The 14607-nt window shown below is 64.8% G+C and carries 12 protein-coding genes and 1 tRNA gene; 10 read left to right on the forward strand and 3 right to left on the reverse strand.

The window, feature by feature from the left end:
* Positions 1-72: 72 nt before the first annotated feature.
* From AC3G88_RS11760 to AC3G88_RS11785, 6 genes are all read left to right on the forward strand, one after another.
* Positions 73-771, forward strand: coding sequence for a GntR family transcriptional regulator (locus tag AC3G88_RS11760; RefSeq protein ID WP_249640877.1), 699 nt, complete (start codon positions 73-75; stop codon positions 769-771).
* A 34-nt stretch (positions 772-805) separates the two neighbouring features.
* Positions 806-1483 (forward strand): DUF2848 domain-containing protein, encoded by a 678-nt coding sequence (locus AC3G88_RS11765; RefSeq protein WP_488772905.1) that lies wholly within the window; start codon positions 806-808, stop codon positions 1481-1483.
* Between the two features lie 8 nt (positions 1484-1491).
* The gene (locus tag AC3G88_RS11770) at positions 1492-2814 is read left to right on the forward strand and encodes an amidase (RefSeq protein ID WP_488772906.1); all 1323 of its coding nucleotides are present in this window, start codon (positions 1492-1494) and stop codon (positions 2812-2814) included.
* Between the two features lie 124 nt (positions 2815-2938).
* The gene (locus tag AC3G88_RS11775; RefSeq protein WP_153948150.1) at positions 2939-4264 is read left to right on the forward strand and encodes an MFS transporter; all 1326 of its coding nucleotides are present in this window, start codon (positions 2939-2941) and stop codon (positions 4262-4264) included.
* A 219-nt stretch (positions 4265-4483) separates the two neighbouring features.
* A tRNA-Leu gene (locus AC3G88_RS11780) sits at positions 4484-4570 on the forward strand.
* A 383-nt stretch (positions 4571-4953) separates the two neighbouring features.
* On the forward strand, positions 4954-5697 hold the full coding sequence (locus AC3G88_RS11785) for a phosphatase PAP2 family protein (RefSeq protein ID WP_488772907.1): 744 nt from the start codon (positions 4954-4956) through the stop codon (positions 5695-5697).
* A gap of 96 nt (positions 5698-5793) precedes the next feature.
* On the opposite strand, the gene AC3G88_RS11790 is transcribed toward AC3G88_RS11785, so the two are convergent.
* The 3 genes from AC3G88_RS11790 to AC3G88_RS11800 form a co-directional block, all read right to left on the reverse strand.
* Positions 5794-7017: a glycosyltransferase family 87 protein gene (locus AC3G88_RS11790; RefSeq protein ID WP_488772908.1), complete on the reverse strand. Its 1224-nt coding sequence runs from the start codon at positions 7015-7017 to the stop codon at positions 5794-5796.
* Positions 7018-7175: 158 nt separating this feature from the next.
* Positions 7176-7544, reverse strand: coding sequence for a VanZ family protein (locus AC3G88_RS11795; RefSeq protein WP_488772909.1), 369 nt, complete (start codon positions 7542-7544; stop codon positions 7176-7178).
* A 116-nt stretch (positions 7545-7660) separates the two neighbouring features.
* Entirely contained in the window at positions 7661-8518 is an 858-nt protein-coding gene (locus AC3G88_RS11800) for a 23S rRNA (adenine(2030)-N(6))-methyltransferase RlmJ (RefSeq protein WP_488772910.1), read from the reverse strand.
* A gap of 136 nt (positions 8519-8654) precedes the next feature.
* On the opposite strand from AC3G88_RS11800, the gene mnmC reads away from it, so the two are divergent.
* The 4 genes from mnmC to clpX all read left to right on the forward strand — a co-directional run bounded on the left by mnmC (position 8655) and on the right by clpX (position 14482).
* On the forward strand, positions 8655-10664 hold the full coding sequence (mnmC, locus tag AC3G88_RS11805; RefSeq protein ID WP_488772911.1) for a bifunctional tRNA (5-methylaminomethyl-2-thiouridine)(34)-methyltransferase MnmC2/FAD-dependent 5-carboxymethylaminomethyl-2-thiouridine(34) oxidoreductase MnmC1: 2010 nt from the start codon (positions 8655-8657) through the stop codon (positions 10662-10664).
* A 158-nt stretch (positions 10665-10822) separates the two neighbouring features.
* Positions 10823-12172 carry a trigger factor gene (tig, locus tag AC3G88_RS11810; protein ID WP_400394313.1) on the forward strand — a complete coding sequence of 450 codons (1350 nt, stop codon included), beginning with the start codon at positions 10823-10825 and terminating at the stop codon, positions 12170-12172.
* Positions 12173-12277: 105 nt separating this feature from the next.
* Complete coding sequence (clpP, locus tag AC3G88_RS11815) at positions 12278-12928, forward strand: ATP-dependent Clp endopeptidase proteolytic subunit ClpP (RefSeq protein ID WP_008651661.1); 651 nt, start codon at positions 12278-12280, stop codon at positions 12926-12928.
* A gap of 276 nt (positions 12929-13204) precedes the next feature.
* Positions 13205-14482, forward strand: coding sequence for an ATP-dependent Clp protease ATP-binding subunit ClpX (gene clpX / locus AC3G88_RS11820; protein WP_066738113.1), 1278 nt, complete (start codon positions 13205-13207; stop codon positions 14480-14482).
* Positions 14483-14607: the final 125 nt, after the last annotated feature.

Below are 14607 nucleotides of genomic sequence, written 5' to 3' on the forward strand. Positions count from 1 at the left end.
TTCCCGGTTGTGTCCAGTGAAATATCACACTAGTATCACAGCAACTTCAAACGAACAGACCGTGACTCCGCCGTGGTGAATCCGATTCGACTGGTTGGCGCCGCCGACCCCGCGCCCGCAGCGCCCACCGCCGCCCAGAGCGGCGCGGCAATGCGCGAGCAGGCCTATACCGAAATCAAGCGCCGCATCATTGCGTGCGAGTTCCGTCCGGGCGAACCGCTGAACGAGGCCCAGGTGGCGGCGCTGCTGGGCCTGGGCCGTACGCCCGTCCACCAGGCGCTGCATCGGCTCGAAGTGGAAGGGCTGGTGTCGATCCTGCCGCGCAAGGGCGTGCTGGTGACGCCGCTGTCGCTCAATGAAGTGCTGGACATGATCGAAGTGCGCGCCACCAATGAGGTGCTGTGCGCCACGCTGGCCTGCGAGCGCGGGCACGACAGCGATTTCAAGGCGATGCGCGACATCGTCGACCGCTCGCCCGAACTGGTCGCCCGGCGCGACATCCCGGCGCTGGCGGCCCTGGATCTGAAGTTCCACACGGCCATGTCGGCCGCCTCGCGCAACCGCGTGCTGGCCGATCTGCTGCGCGGCCTGCACGAGAAGCAGGCCCGCTTCTGGTTCCTTTCGCTGTCCGATCCGCAGCACCTGGAGAACGTCTACCAGGAGCATCTGGAGATCGTCGACGCCCTGGAGCGGCGCGACGTGCCGGCCGTGCGCGAGGCCATCCGCGAACACATTGACGAATTCCGGAAGAACATCATCCGGACACTCTGACCCGAACTTTTCCCTCGTAACAAGGTAGTACGCAATGCCGACACTGCATCTCCAGGTAGCCGGCGGGGGCGCGCTCGCCCTCGACATCGAACGACTGATCATCGCCGGCTGGACTGGCCGCGACATGGAAGCCGTCCAGCACCATATCGACGAACTGAAGGCCATCGGCGTGAAGCCGCCGGCCACCGTGCCTACGTTCTATCCGCTGGCTGCCCAGCTGCTGACCACCGACGACGTGCTGGAAGTGCCGCGCGACGACTCGTCGGGCGAGACCGAATTCGTGCTGCTGCAGGGCGCCGATGCGCTCTATATCGGCATCGGATCGGACCACACCGACCGCAAGGTCGAGGCGTATGACGTGACGGTTTCCAAGCAGATGTGCGCCAAGCCGATGGGCCGCGACGTGTGGCGCTTCGACGAGGTGGCCGATCACTGGGACGCCCTGGAAATGCGCTGCTGGCGCGTGCGTGACGGCCAACGCGCGCTGTACCAGGAAGGCAAGGTAACCCGCCTGCTGGACCCGCGCGACCTGATCGAACGCCTGACCGGCGAATCGCAGTTGCCGCCCGGCACCGCGATGTTCTGCGGCACCCAGGCTGTGATCGGCGAGATGGGCCACGGTGAGTCGTTCGAAGTGGAACTGCACGACCCCGTGCGCAACCGCAGCCTGCGCCACGCCTATCGCGTGCAGACGCTGGCCGTTGCCGAGTGAGCATCGCCATGACTGCACCGACCATTGCAGAACTGGCGGCCGCGCTGGCAGCCGGCCGGACCACCAGCGTGGCCCTGACCGAAGATGCGCTGGCCAGGATCGACCGTCATAGGCAAGCCGGCGGCGCGGCGTTCATGAGCGTCGACGCCAAGGGCGCGCTGGCACAGGCCCATGCGGCTGATCAGGCCCGCGCGGCCGGCTATGTGGCATCGCCGCTGGCCGGGCTGCCGGTCTCCATCAAGGATCTGTTCGATGTGCGCGGCCAGGTGACGCGTGCCGGCTCGAAGGCGCTGGACGGCAGCGCGCCGGCCCAGGCCGACGCCCCGGTCGTGGCACGGCTGCGCGCCGCTGGCGCCGTGCTGATCGGCCGCACCAACATGAGCGAGTTCGCGTTCTCGGGCCTTGGCCTGAACCCGCACTACGGCACGCCGCGCACGCCGTTCGACGCCGATCGCATCAGCGGCGGCTCGACGTCGGGCGGCGCCGTCAGCGTGGCAGAGCAGATGGCCGTGGCCGCGCTGGGTACCGATACCGGCGGTTCGATCCGCATTCCGTCGGCCTTCTGCGGCCTGACCGGCTTCAAGCCCACCGCGCGCCGCGTGCCGCTGGACGGGGCCGTGCCGCTGTCCACGTCGCTCGACTCGGCCGGCCCGCTGGCCCGCTCGGTGGCCTGCTGCGTGGCGATGGATGCGGTGCTCAGCGGCCAAACGCTGGACACGCGCGCCGCCGATCTGAGCGGCCTGCGCTTCTACGTCACCCGCGACTTCGTGGCCGACGGCCTGGATGCCGAGGTGGCCCAGGCGTTCGAGGCCGCGCTGGCGAAGCTGTCGGCGCAAGGCGCGCAGATCGTGGAATTCGCTTTCCCCGAACTGCGCCGCCTGCCCCAGATCAACGCGGCCGGCGGCCTGACCGCGGCCGAAGCGTGGACCTGGCATCGCGAACTGCTGCACACGAAGGGCGACCAGTACGACCAGCGTGTGGCCCAGCGCATCCGCCGCGGCGAGAAACTGACTGCCACCGACTACATCGTCCTGCTGGCAGAACGCCGCGCCATGCAACAGCGCGCCGCCGAACTGCTGCGCGATGCCGATGCCTGGCTGATGCCGAGCGTGGCCGTGCGACCGCCGCGCCTGGATGCGCTGCAGCGCGACGAGGACTTTTTCGCGATCAACGGCCTGGTACTGCGCAACCCGAGCGTGATCAATTTCCTCGATGGCTGCGCGGCGTCGCTGCCGATAGGCGAGGGGATTGGGCTGGGCGTCTGCGGCCTGCATGGCAACGATGCCCGCGTGCTGCAGGTGGCCGCGGCCATCGAGCCGATCCTGTCCTGACGCATTACACGTAGCACCGGCCGGATTCCCACGGCCGCCGCAGCAAGCGCCAGCACAGCGCAATGCGAGAGGGCGCCGCCAACGTAGCGGCGCCCCGCCAACCACACCCAAGGAGTAGTCACCGATGTCTTCCGTGATGAGCGGCGCCCCCGGCGCCCTGGAGAACCTGCCGCCCGCGCAACTGGCGCAGCAACGCAACGAGGCGTACCGCAAGATCACCGTGCGCCTGATCCCGTTCCTCGTATTCCTGTTCATCCTGGCCTGGATCGACCGCGTCAACGTGGGGTTCGCCAAGCTGCAGATGCTCCAGGACCTGCAGTTCAGCGAAGCCGTGTACGGGCTGGGCGCGGGGATTTTCTTTATCGGCTACTTCCTGTTCGAGGTGCCGAGCAACCTGCTGCTGGAAAAGATCGGCGCACGCAAGACGCTGGCGCGCATTACGATCCTGTGGGGCCTGGCGTCGATGGCGATGATCTTCGTGAAGACGCCGATGCAGTTCTACACGCTGCGGTTCATGCTGGGCATCTTCGAGGCTGGCTTCTTCCCGGGCGTCGTGCTGTACCTGACCTACTGGTTCCCGGCCGCGCGGCGCGCCCGCATCAACGGCCTTTTCATGACGTCGTTTGCGATCGCAGGCGTGGTCGGCGGCCCGCTGGCCGGCTTCATCATGAGCGCGATGGACGGCGTGGACGGCCTGGCCAACTGGCAATGGCTGTTCGTGATCGAAGGCATTCCGTCGGTGCTGGCCGGTATCGCCGTGCTGATGTACCTGCCGGAAAAGCCCGTCAACGCCAGGTGGCTGTCGCAGCAGGAGCAGGCAATCGTGACGCGCGACATCGAACAGGAGGCACGCGACCCCGCCAAGCATTCGTCGCTGAAAGGCGCCTTTGCGAACTCGCGCGTCTGGATCTGCGCGGCGATCTATTTCTGCGTGGTGAGCGGCAACGCCACCATCGCGTTCTGGTCGCCGTCGATCATCAAGGAACTGGGCGTGCAGGGCAACCTGCGGATCGGCCTGGTGTCGGCCATCCCGTTCGTGGCAGGCACCATTGCCATGGTGCTCAACGGCATCCACTCGGACCGCACCGGCGAGCGCCGCATGCACTGCGCGCTGGCTACGCTGCTGGCCGCCGTGGGCCTCACGCTGACGGGTTTCTGGCTGCACAGCGCCGTGCTGGCCCTGATCGCGCTGACCGTGGCGTCGGTCGGCATCCTGGCCGCATTCCCGGTGTTCTGGTCGCTGCCCTCGGCCTTCCTGGCCGGCACCGCCGCCGCCGGCGGCATCGCGCTGATCAACTCGATCGGCAACCTGGCCGGCTTTGTGGCACCGTACATGATCGGCTGGTTCAAGACCACGACCGGCCAGCTGGCTTCGGGCCTGTACTTTGTGGCCGCCCTGGAGGCCTGCGCCACGGTCCTGGTGATCGCCTTCATCCGCGCCCGTCAGTAAAGTTGGAAAGTGGAGCGGCAGTATCGGCCGGGCGGCCGGGGGACTGGATTCCCCCGACGCCTTGCGATACAATCCGCATCCTTATTGCGCCGCAGGCTGAAGTTACGCCGGCGGCACGAACCGGATCCCGGCGCGCAACGCGCCACAGCAAGCCACAAGCAGGAAAAGGCGGGCAGTCCAGCCGCCTTTTTTGCTTTGTGAATGCCCGGTTCCAGGACTGCGAGGGTGGCGAAATTGGTAGACGCACCAGGTTTAGGTCCTGACGCCAGCAATGGTGTAGGGGTTCGAGTCCCCTCCCTCGCACCAACCTACCTTTTTGTTGCGTAATCGCAACTTTTACACTCTGCGCCAATCGGTGGCGCTAAACGCCGCGAAGCCAAGCCCGGTAAGGGTTGGTGGGTGTTCCGTCGGTTTGACGCAGGGCGATGCACACCACTCCCGGCACTATAGAATCACCCCGCGCTCCCCGAAATTTCCCCGCGAACTCCCCGCGAACTCCCCGCGAACTCCCCGTGGATTCGGCTATGGCATGCCATGCTTCCATTCCCAAATCCCTCAAAGATTAACCGCTGATTAACCAGTGTGGGGATACCCACATGCGCCCGGCGGGCCACGCATCCGAGGGGCTGCGGCGACCCTATACTTCGGCCCCATAGAGCTGACCATCCCAAGCGCAGTCGAAAGCCGCCATGAATCCATTTGACGCCAGCCTGTTGCACGCGCTAAACCACTTTGCGTTCCGCTCGGAACTGTTCGATCGGCTGGCCATGGCGACCACGCAGTTCTACCTGCTGCGCGGCGTGCCGCTCATCGCTATCCTCTGGTGGCTGTGGTTCCATGAGTCGGACCCCGCCCGGCGCGACAGGAACCGGGAGATCATCATCGCGACCGTAACGGCCGGGCTGTGCGCGTTGTTGATCGGCCGTCTCCTCGCCCACTGGGTGCCGTTCCGCCTCCGGCCGTTCGCCAATCCGGAGCTCGGCCTGCACTTCCCTATGTCGTCCGAGGACCGGATCCGTACGTGGAGCGCTTTTCCAAGCGACCACGCCATGCTTTGGTTCGCCATTGCCACAGGCATCTGGGTAGCTTCGAAGTCGCTCGGCATTGCGGCACTGCTCTACACGCTGGTCTTTATCTGCCTGTCGCGGGTGTACGTGGGCCTGCACCATCCGACCGACGTATTGGGCGGCGCGATCATCGGCATTGTCGTCTGCCTGGTAATGACGCGCCCCTACTGTCGCCGGCTCCTCGCCGAGCCATTCCTGGTCTTGTCCCGACGATTCGAAGCCACGTTCTACGTTTGTATGTTTCTGCTCAGCTTCGGGCTTGCGACACATTTCGACGAAGCGCTGATGATCGGGTCGGGCGTCCTCAAGACCCTCCGCAGCGACCACGAACGGCCAGCGGCCTCCTCGGCAAGTGCTCGGTTTTAGACAACGCCGATCGATGTTCTGAAAACTAAATGCGCCGGAAACGCAGCAGCGTAGATCAGCAGCCGGCCGCAGCCGCCCCAAAAGGCAGTAAGCACCTCAACAAGTGCGCCGCGATGGCTCACCCGAGGTGTTCCTGAATTCCGGTGCCGTCGCCGCATGCCGCCGCACCACGATGATGACCAGGGCAATCATCACGGCCGGGAGAATGTTCAGGTATTGGTGAAGGTACGCCGAGAGGACTGCTTGTGCCGGCGCCAGCCAGGCTGCGCCGATGACAATCCATTCCATGCGTCCCGGCGCCACAGCCCGGTGGTCACGAACGAGAAGGACGAGCGGCAAGATCAGCCACACCAGGTCATAAAACATGATGTAGGGCTGTACCAGCAACGTGGCGATAATGAGCGAGGCCGCGCGAAGTTCGAATCTGGCCCGCCGCATCCACAGGTAAGCCATCGCAAGAACTGCAGGTGCCGCGACAACGCCGTGCAACAGATAAGACGCGTTGACGGACAAGCCGGCACTGCGGCCAAGCGCGAAGGCGGTTGGCATACCCGGCCACATCATGACGCCACCTTGCTCGACCGCCAGCGTGCTAAATTGCGGCAGGAATTCCGCAAATGCCAGCCAGGCATCCACGCCGAACGCCACAAAGCTAGCCCCGACGATTGCGAGGGTGCAAAGTGCGGAGACGCCGAACGTCTTCCATTGCCTGCCGCAGATCAGGGCCAAAGGAAACAGGACGCCAAACTGCGGTTTGATGGCAAGTATGGCGATGCACGCCCCCGCAAGAGCGGTTTCAACCTCGATCATGGCCAGTGCAGCGCCGGCGGCCGCAACCGTGAACAGCGAGTTCTGCCCCAGCCCGATAGCAATGGCGACGCCGGGGAATGCCAGCAGCAGCGGCAGATATGCGCGGTCGATCCCGCGGCACAGGCGCGCGAGCACGGCCCCGTAGGCCAGCAATCCGAGTGTGGAGTAAATGGACAGGGCAATACCAAACGGCAACCGCCCGAACGGCAAGACTGCCAGCAGAAATGTCGGCGGATAGGGCCAGGGGGAATAGTCGTCGAGCCCCAGCGCCAGTTCCATTGGCTGCATCCACTGTGGCGAAAAGACGTAGGCGGCCCCATGCGCCATGGCCACCCTTGCCGCTGACCAGAAAATCGCGAAGTCGATACCGACCATCGGAGACGAGTGGTCTTCCAGGACGTAGAACCGGAAGATCCATATCCCCAGTACGAGGATCTGGATGGCGAGAGCCGCCAAGGCGTAGACCGTCACGCGGCGCGTGGCCGGGCGCTCGTTATTCGTCGACGGCATAGGCTCGCTGCGGGATGGTTCGTTTGCCGAGTCTACTTCCCCGAACTCTGCCCACACACCGCCCAGTAGGGGGAAGTGTTTTCCCTCACCATCACGGGGCCTGGGGCGCAAACTTGTACGTTAAAAGTGCGCCATTCAGCGCTTTATCCCGCGCGGGTTCAGGGTTGGACGCCGCCGGATGTCGACCGTCCGGCGCGGATCGCGCGAAAACTGAGGGCCATCCCGAGCGCGATGCCCAGCACGTCGGCCAGCAGGTCAGCCCAGGACGACGTGCGATAGGGCGTCAATGATTGAAGGACTTCGATCGCCGCGCCGTAAGCCGTCAGGGCCAGGACCAGTTGCCAGATCCTCCCCGGCCAGGCGCGGAGGCCCAGTGCGGCCAGTGTGCCGAACGCCAGCAGGTGATTGGTCTTGTCCCAGCCCGTGGTCGGTTGCGCCGTATCCGGCGGCAACAGCGAGAGCACCAGCACCGCCAGTGCGCAGATCGAGAAAAGCCACCGATAGTGGGTCGGTGTCAGGCGTGTCACGGCAAATCTCCGTGGTCCGGGCATCTGCGGGAATCCGTCTGCAGGAATCCGTCATCATCGTGCGCCCGATCGTGTTCGTCCGTCTGCTGCGGCACAGAAGGGCCCGCGCCCCACCGTTAGCTGTCCAGCGATTCCAGGGTGAAGCCGGCGCCGGCGTCCTGCCCTAGCAATTCCACGAGTTTTGGCATCGCTTCCTGCAATGCGGCCTTCAACGTCCAGGGCGGATTGACGACGAACATGCCGCTGCCATGCAGCCCCAGGCCGCCTTCCACCGGATGCTTGACGGTCAGCGTCACATGCAGCCAGCTCTTGAGCGGTAGTCGCTTCAGTTGCGCTGGCAACTGGACAGACTCGCGGCGCTGCACTTCGGGATACCAGATCGCATAAACGCCATTGGCGAATCGTTCCAGGCCGGCCTTGAGTGTGTCGACCGTGCGCGCATAGTCCTGCTTGTCTTCGTACGACGGATCGATCAGCACCAGCGCGCGGCGCGGTGGCGGTGGCAGGATGGCCTTGATGCCGTTGAAGCCGTCGCCGTCGTAGAGCATGACCTTGCGGCCGGCGCCGCGGAAGTTGTCGCGGAGCACCTGGATCTCGGTGCTATGGAGCTCGAACAGCCGCAAACGGTCGGCATCGCGCAACATCTGCCAAGCCAACCAGGGTGACCCCGGGTAGTGCTTGAGATTGCCATCCTGGTTCAGTTCGCGAACCTGCTCAAGATAAGCTTCGAGCAGTTCGGGCAAGGCCTGGCCGCCGGCCGCGGCGCGCCAGAGCGGTCCCACACCGGTTTCGAATTCCGACTTTTTCTGTGCGTAGGCATGATCCAGCGCATACAGGCCCGCCCCGGCATGCGTGTCGACGTACCAGAACGGTTTGTCCTTCTGCGTCAGATAGTCCAGCAACTGGACGACAACGGCGTGCTTGAGGACATCGGCGTGATTGCCGGCGTGAAAGGCGTGACGGTAACTGAGCATGGCAAGGCGGGATGACGGCGCGCAAACTCCAGTCAGACAGGGACAGGCGGGCGCTTGGCGCGAAGGGCGCTATGCTACCATCCGCCGCCATTTCCGGCCGTTTTCCTATCGTTTTTCCTCTTTTTTCCGTCCCTCCATGCCGCGTACCCTCGAGGCCGCCGAGCCCATCCTGTCCGATGACGGCATCCCGTATTCGCCGCGTTACGACGATGTCTATCACAGCACCGCGGGCGGCCTGGCACAGGCCCGGCACGTCTTCCTGGGCGGCAACGGATTGCCGGGCAACTGGGCGGGGCGCGAGCAATTCGTCATCGTCGAGACCGGGTTCGGGCAGGGGCTGAACTTCCTGGCCACGTGGCAGGCATGGCGCAACGCGCCGCAGCCCTGCGCGCGCCTGCACTTTGTTTCCATCGAAAAGCATCCGTTCACGCGGGAAGGCCTGGCGCAGCTGCATGCCGGATTGGGCGACCTGCTGCCGCTGGCCACGCAACTCCAGCAGCAGTGGCCCGACGCGCTGCCGGGCCTGCATCGCCTGACGTTCGAGGGCGGGGCGGTGACGTTGACGCTGGCGTTCGGCGACGTGCAGGCGATGCTGCCGAAGCTCGTGGCTGGCGCCGACGCATTCTATCTCGACGGTTTTTCGCCATCCCGCAACGCCGATATGTGGTCGGACACCGTGTTCCGCGGGCTGGCGCGGCTGGCACGGATGGGGGCGACGCTGGCCACCTACACGGCGGCCGGATTCGTGCGCCGGGGCCTGCAGGCGACCGGATTCGAAGTCAGCAAGGCGCCGGGGTTTGGCGGCAAACGTGACATGACGGTCGCACGCTTTGCGCCCGTCTGGAAGAACCGCCGCCACGCCCCGCCGGACGCCGCTTGCTGGGCTGCGCGGCATGCCATCGTCATCGGCGCGGGACTGGCCGGATGCGCGGTCACCGAGCGGCTGGCCGCGCGTGGCTGGCGCGTCACGCTGCTCGATGCCCACGACGGACCGGCGCGCCAGACCTCCGGGCATCGCGCGGCGGCCATGCACGCGCACGTTTCGGCCGACGACAGCCTGCTGTCGCGGCTGTCGCGCGCCGGCAACCTGCATGCCCTGCGCGCGTGGCAGTCGCTGGCCGACGCCGGTCATCCGGTGGGGTGGCACGGCTGCGGCGTGCTGCAGACCGGCGAGGACGACACCGAAAATGCGGCGCAACATGCCGCGCTCGATGCACTGGGCTTTCCCGAATCGTTCGTGCGATGGATGGCGCCCGGCGAGGCTGCGGCGTCCCACGGCGCCACGGTGAGCCGTGGCGGGCTCTGGTTTCCGCAGGGCGGGTGGGTGGCGCCGCCCGATATCTGCCACGCCCAGCTGGCCGCCGCCGGCAATCGGCTCGATGCCCGCTTCGGGTGTCGGGTGGCGGGCATCGCGCATGTCGATGGAAAGTGGCTCGCTCGCGATGCTTCGGGCACGGTACTGGCCAGCGCGCCTGTACTGGTGTTGGCCAATGCGCACGAGGCCGAACGGCTGGTGCCGGCCCGCTTCCTGGCGCTGCGCCGCGTACGCGGGCAACTGACCGACCTGACCCCGGCCCAGGTCGAGGCGCTGGGCGGGTGGCCAGACTGTGTGGTGACCGGCAGCGGCTATCTGTTGCCGCGTGGCGAGCAGGGCGGGGCCCGGGTGGGGTCCAGCTATGAACCCGATACGGGTCCACTCACCGAAAGCGCCGCGGTGCATGCCGCCAACCTGGGGCGCGTGGCGTCGCTGCTGCCCGACCGGGCGGCCGCGCTGGCCCGGATCGACCCAGGGACGCTGACGGGTTATGTCGGCGTGCGCACCGTCACGCACAACCGCTTGCCGCTGATCGGCCGCCTGGCCGACGAGGCGCAGGCGCTGGCGCACGCCGGTGCACTTCGCGGCGCGCACTTGCGCGACCTGCCTCGTCTGCCCGGGCTCTACGCGGCGCTTGCATACGCGTCGCGCGGCCTCACATGGGCCGCACTGGGCGCCGAACTGATCGCCTGCCAGGTTGAGGGTGAACCGCTGCCACTGGAGGCGGATCTCGCCGATGCCGTCGATCCGGCCCGTCTGCTGCTGCGGGCCCTGCGTCATGGGCACGCGTCAGACCCCTCAGGGCAGGATCCGGAGCCGGATCCAGACTGACTAGGGTAAAAACTGCCGGAAGCGAATGGAAACCGTGCGATAATCCGCGTTTTCCGTTTGCGCGGAGACCTCCGCTCGCGAGCACTGGCCGCGGCCAGGCGGCAAGGTGCGCAGGCGGATGCGCTGACAACAACTATTTCTGAATTGGATTAACGACCATGTCGAACGTCATTGAAAACCTCGGCAAGCTGGACCGCAAGGTGACCCTGGCTATTCCCAAGGCCGAAGTGCAGAAGGAAACGCAGGAACGCCTGGTACGTCTGTCGAAGACCGTGAAAATGTCCGGTTTCCGTCCGGGCAAGGTGCCGATGAAGATGGTCGAGAAGCAGTACGGCCAGCAGGTGGAATTCGAAGTGCGCTTCGACAAGGCCGCCCGCAAGTTCTTCGACATCACCCAGGCCCAGGACGTCAAGGTGGCCGGTCAGCCGAAGTTCGACATCAAGACCGAAGGCGTTGCCGACGACGAACTGGCTTTCGAAGCCACCTTCGAGGTGTATCCGGAAGTCAAGATCGGCGATCTGGCATCGGCCGAAGTGACCCGCACGAAGACCGTGATCGGCGACGCCGAGATCGACAAGACCGTCGACATCCTGCGCAAGCAGCGCGTGCACTACCACCACCGCGGTGAAGCCGGCGCCCATGGCGATGGCGGCGGCGAAGTGGATGCCAAGAACGGCGATCGCGTGACGATCGACTTCGTCGGCAAGATCGACGGCGTGGAATTTGCCGGCGGCAAGGCCGAGGACTTCGTGTACGTGCTGGGCGAGGGCCGCATGCTGCCCGAGTTCGAACAGGCCACGCTGGGTCTGAAGGAAGGCGAGAGCAAAACGTTCCCGCTGACCTTCCCCGAGGACTACCACGGCAAGGAAGTGGCCGGCAAGACCGCCGAATTCACGATCACGCTGAAGAAGGTCGAGTGGGCGCATATGCCGGAAGTAGACGATGCGTTCGCCAAGTCGCTCGGCATCGCCGACGGCAGCGTCGAAAAGATGCGCGCCGACATCCGTGAAAACCTGGAGCGCGAAGTCAAGCGCCGCACGCATTCCATGCTGAAGGACGAAGTCATGGAAGCCCTGCTGAAGGTGAGCGAGCTGGACGTGCCCAAGGCCCTGATCGAACAGGATCAGGAACGCCTGGTGGAAATGGCGCGTCGTGACCTCGAGCAGCGTGGCATGCCGAACGCCAAGGACATGCCGATTCCGGCCGAGATGTTCGCCCAGCAGGCCGAGCGCCGCGTGAAGCTGGGCCTGATCCTGGCCGAGATCGTCAAGGCCAACGGCCTGGAAGCGAAGCCGGAACAGGTCAAGGCCGAGATCGAGGACTTCGCGAAGAGCTACGAAGACCCGAAGGAAGTCATGCGCTGGTACTACGGTGACCAGCAGCGCCTGGCCGAGATGGAAGCCTACGTGCTCGAAAACAACGTGGTAAATTTCGTGTGCGACAAGGCCAAGGTTACGGACAAGTCGGTGTCGTTCGAGGAACTCACCGCCGCGCCCGCACAAGCCTGAGGTCGGGCAAGGCCGGATGCCGCGGGTTGACGCGGCGACGGTCCGTGTCAACCGGCCTCGCGCGCTGGCCGGTTGACACCATTCCTGAATATCTGGAGAACCTGCATGACCCGCAATGATTTGCTTGATCGTCTCGCCACCACGCAGGCTTCTGCCCTGGAGACCCAGGGTCTGGGACTGGTGCCGATGGTTGTCGAGCAGTCCGGCCGGGGCGAGCGCGCGTACGATATCTACTCGCGCCTGCTCAAGGAACGTGTCGTCTTCATGGTTGGCGAGGTCAATGACCAGACCGCCAACCTGGTGGTGGCCCAGCTGCTGTTCCTGGAAAGCGAAAACCCGGACAAGGACGTGTCGCTGTACATCAATTCCCCCGGGGGTTCGGTTTCGGCTGGCCTGGCGATCTACGACACGATGCAGTTCATCAAGCCCGACGTGCAGACCCTGTGCATGGGCATGGCGGCGAGCATGGGCGCGTTCCTGCTCGCTGCAGGTGCCAAGGGCAAGCGCAGCGCGCTGCCGAACTCACGCATCATGATCCACCAGCCGCTGGGTGGTGCACGTGGCCAGGCCTCGGACATCGAGATCCAGGCGCGCGAGATCCTGTACCTGCGCGAGCGGCTGAACAGCATCCTGTCGGAAGTCACCGGGCAGCCGGTCGAGAAGATTGCCCGCGATACCGATCGCGACAACTTCATGAGCGGCGACCAGGCGGTGGACTATGGTCTGATCGACAAGGTGATCACCCGCCGCAGCTGAAATCTGGCCGGTGTGCCGGCACATGGGCCTGGAGGCATCCTGTCGGAAGCATCCGGGCGATGACCGGCACGCCGGGCATCTGCCGTATTGGCCTGCGTCGTGCGCCAAATGACGAAGGCTACACCGGAACGAGGCTGTGCGCCTCGTTTTTGCGTTTTGCCCCACACGCAGGGGATGCCGCCGACTGTGCCAATTGTTTTGGCGTATGATGCGTTTAATGCGTTTCCCGCCGGGACGTTTCTGGCGAGATCCACACTGCTAATGTGACTGATTCCTATGGCGGACAAAAAAGGTTCATCCAGCGAGAAACTTCTCTACTGCTCGTTCTGCGGCAAGAGCCAGCACGAGGTAAAGAAGCTGATCGCGGGCCCGTCGGTGTTCATTTGCGACGAATGCATCGACCTGTGCAACGAGATTATCCGTGACGAGGCCGCCGCGACCGACAAGGACGCCGCCGCTGTCACGCGCTCGGATCTGCCCACGCCCCACGAAATCCGCGAAAGCCTTGACCAGTACGTGATTGGTCAGGAACAGGCCAAGAAGATTCTGGCCGTGGCGGTCTACAACCACTACAAGCGTCTGAAGCACCTCGGCAAGAAGGACGACGTCGAGCTGTCGAAGAGCAACATCCTGCTGATCGGGCCCACCGGCTCGGGCAAGACGCTGCTTGCCCAGACGCTGGCGCGCCTGCTGAACGTGCCGTTCGTGATCGCCGACGCCACCACGCTGACCGAAGCCGGTTACGTGGGCGAAGACGTCGAGAACATCATCCAGAAGCTGCTGCAGAACTGCAATTACGAGGTCGAGAAGGCCCAGCGCGGCATCGTCTACATCGACGAAATCGACAAGATCTCGCGCAAGTCCGACAACCCGTCGATCACGCGCGACGTGTCGGGCGAGGGCGTGCAGCAGGCGCTGCTGAAGCTGATCGAAGGCACCATGGCTTCGGTGCCGCCGCAGGGCGGCCGCAAGCATCCGAACCAGGACTTCCTGCAGGTGGACACGACGAACATCCTGTTCATCTGCGGCGGTGCATTCGACGGCCTGGAAAAGGTCATCATGCAGCGTTCGGACAAGACCGGCATCGGTTTTGACGCGCAGGTGCAGAGCAAGGAAGAGCGCGAAGTCAGCGAGGTGCTTCCGCAGACAGAGCCCGAGGATCTGATCAAGTTCGGTCTGATCCCGGAACTCATCGGGCGTCTGCCCGTGGTGGCAACGCTGGCCAAGCTGGATGAAGCCGCGCTGATGCAGATCCTGGTCGAGCCGAAGAATGCGCTGGTCAAGCAGTATCAGAAGCTGCTGGCCATGGAAGGCGTCGAGCTGGAGATTCGCCCGGCTGCGCTGACCGCGATTGCGCGCAAGGCCATCCGTCGCAAGACGGGTGCCCGTGGCCTGCGTTCGATTCTCGAACAATCGCTGATGGACGTCATGTACGACCTGCCCAATTACAAGGGTGTGCAGAAGGTGGTGATCGACGAAAGCACGATTACTGGCGACGCACCGCCGCTGCTGATGTACGAAGAGCAGCAGCCCAAGGTGGCAGGCTCGAACTGAGCGAGGTCCAACTGACGCCGAACGTGCCGGACCCGCGTGGTCCCAACCATACTGGCGACACTTTCAAGCTGCCGTTCGCTGGAAAGCGAACGGCTTTTTTTCTTCAATTCCACAAACTAACGGGA

Source organism: Cupriavidus sp. 86D6 (assembly GCF_057815095.1).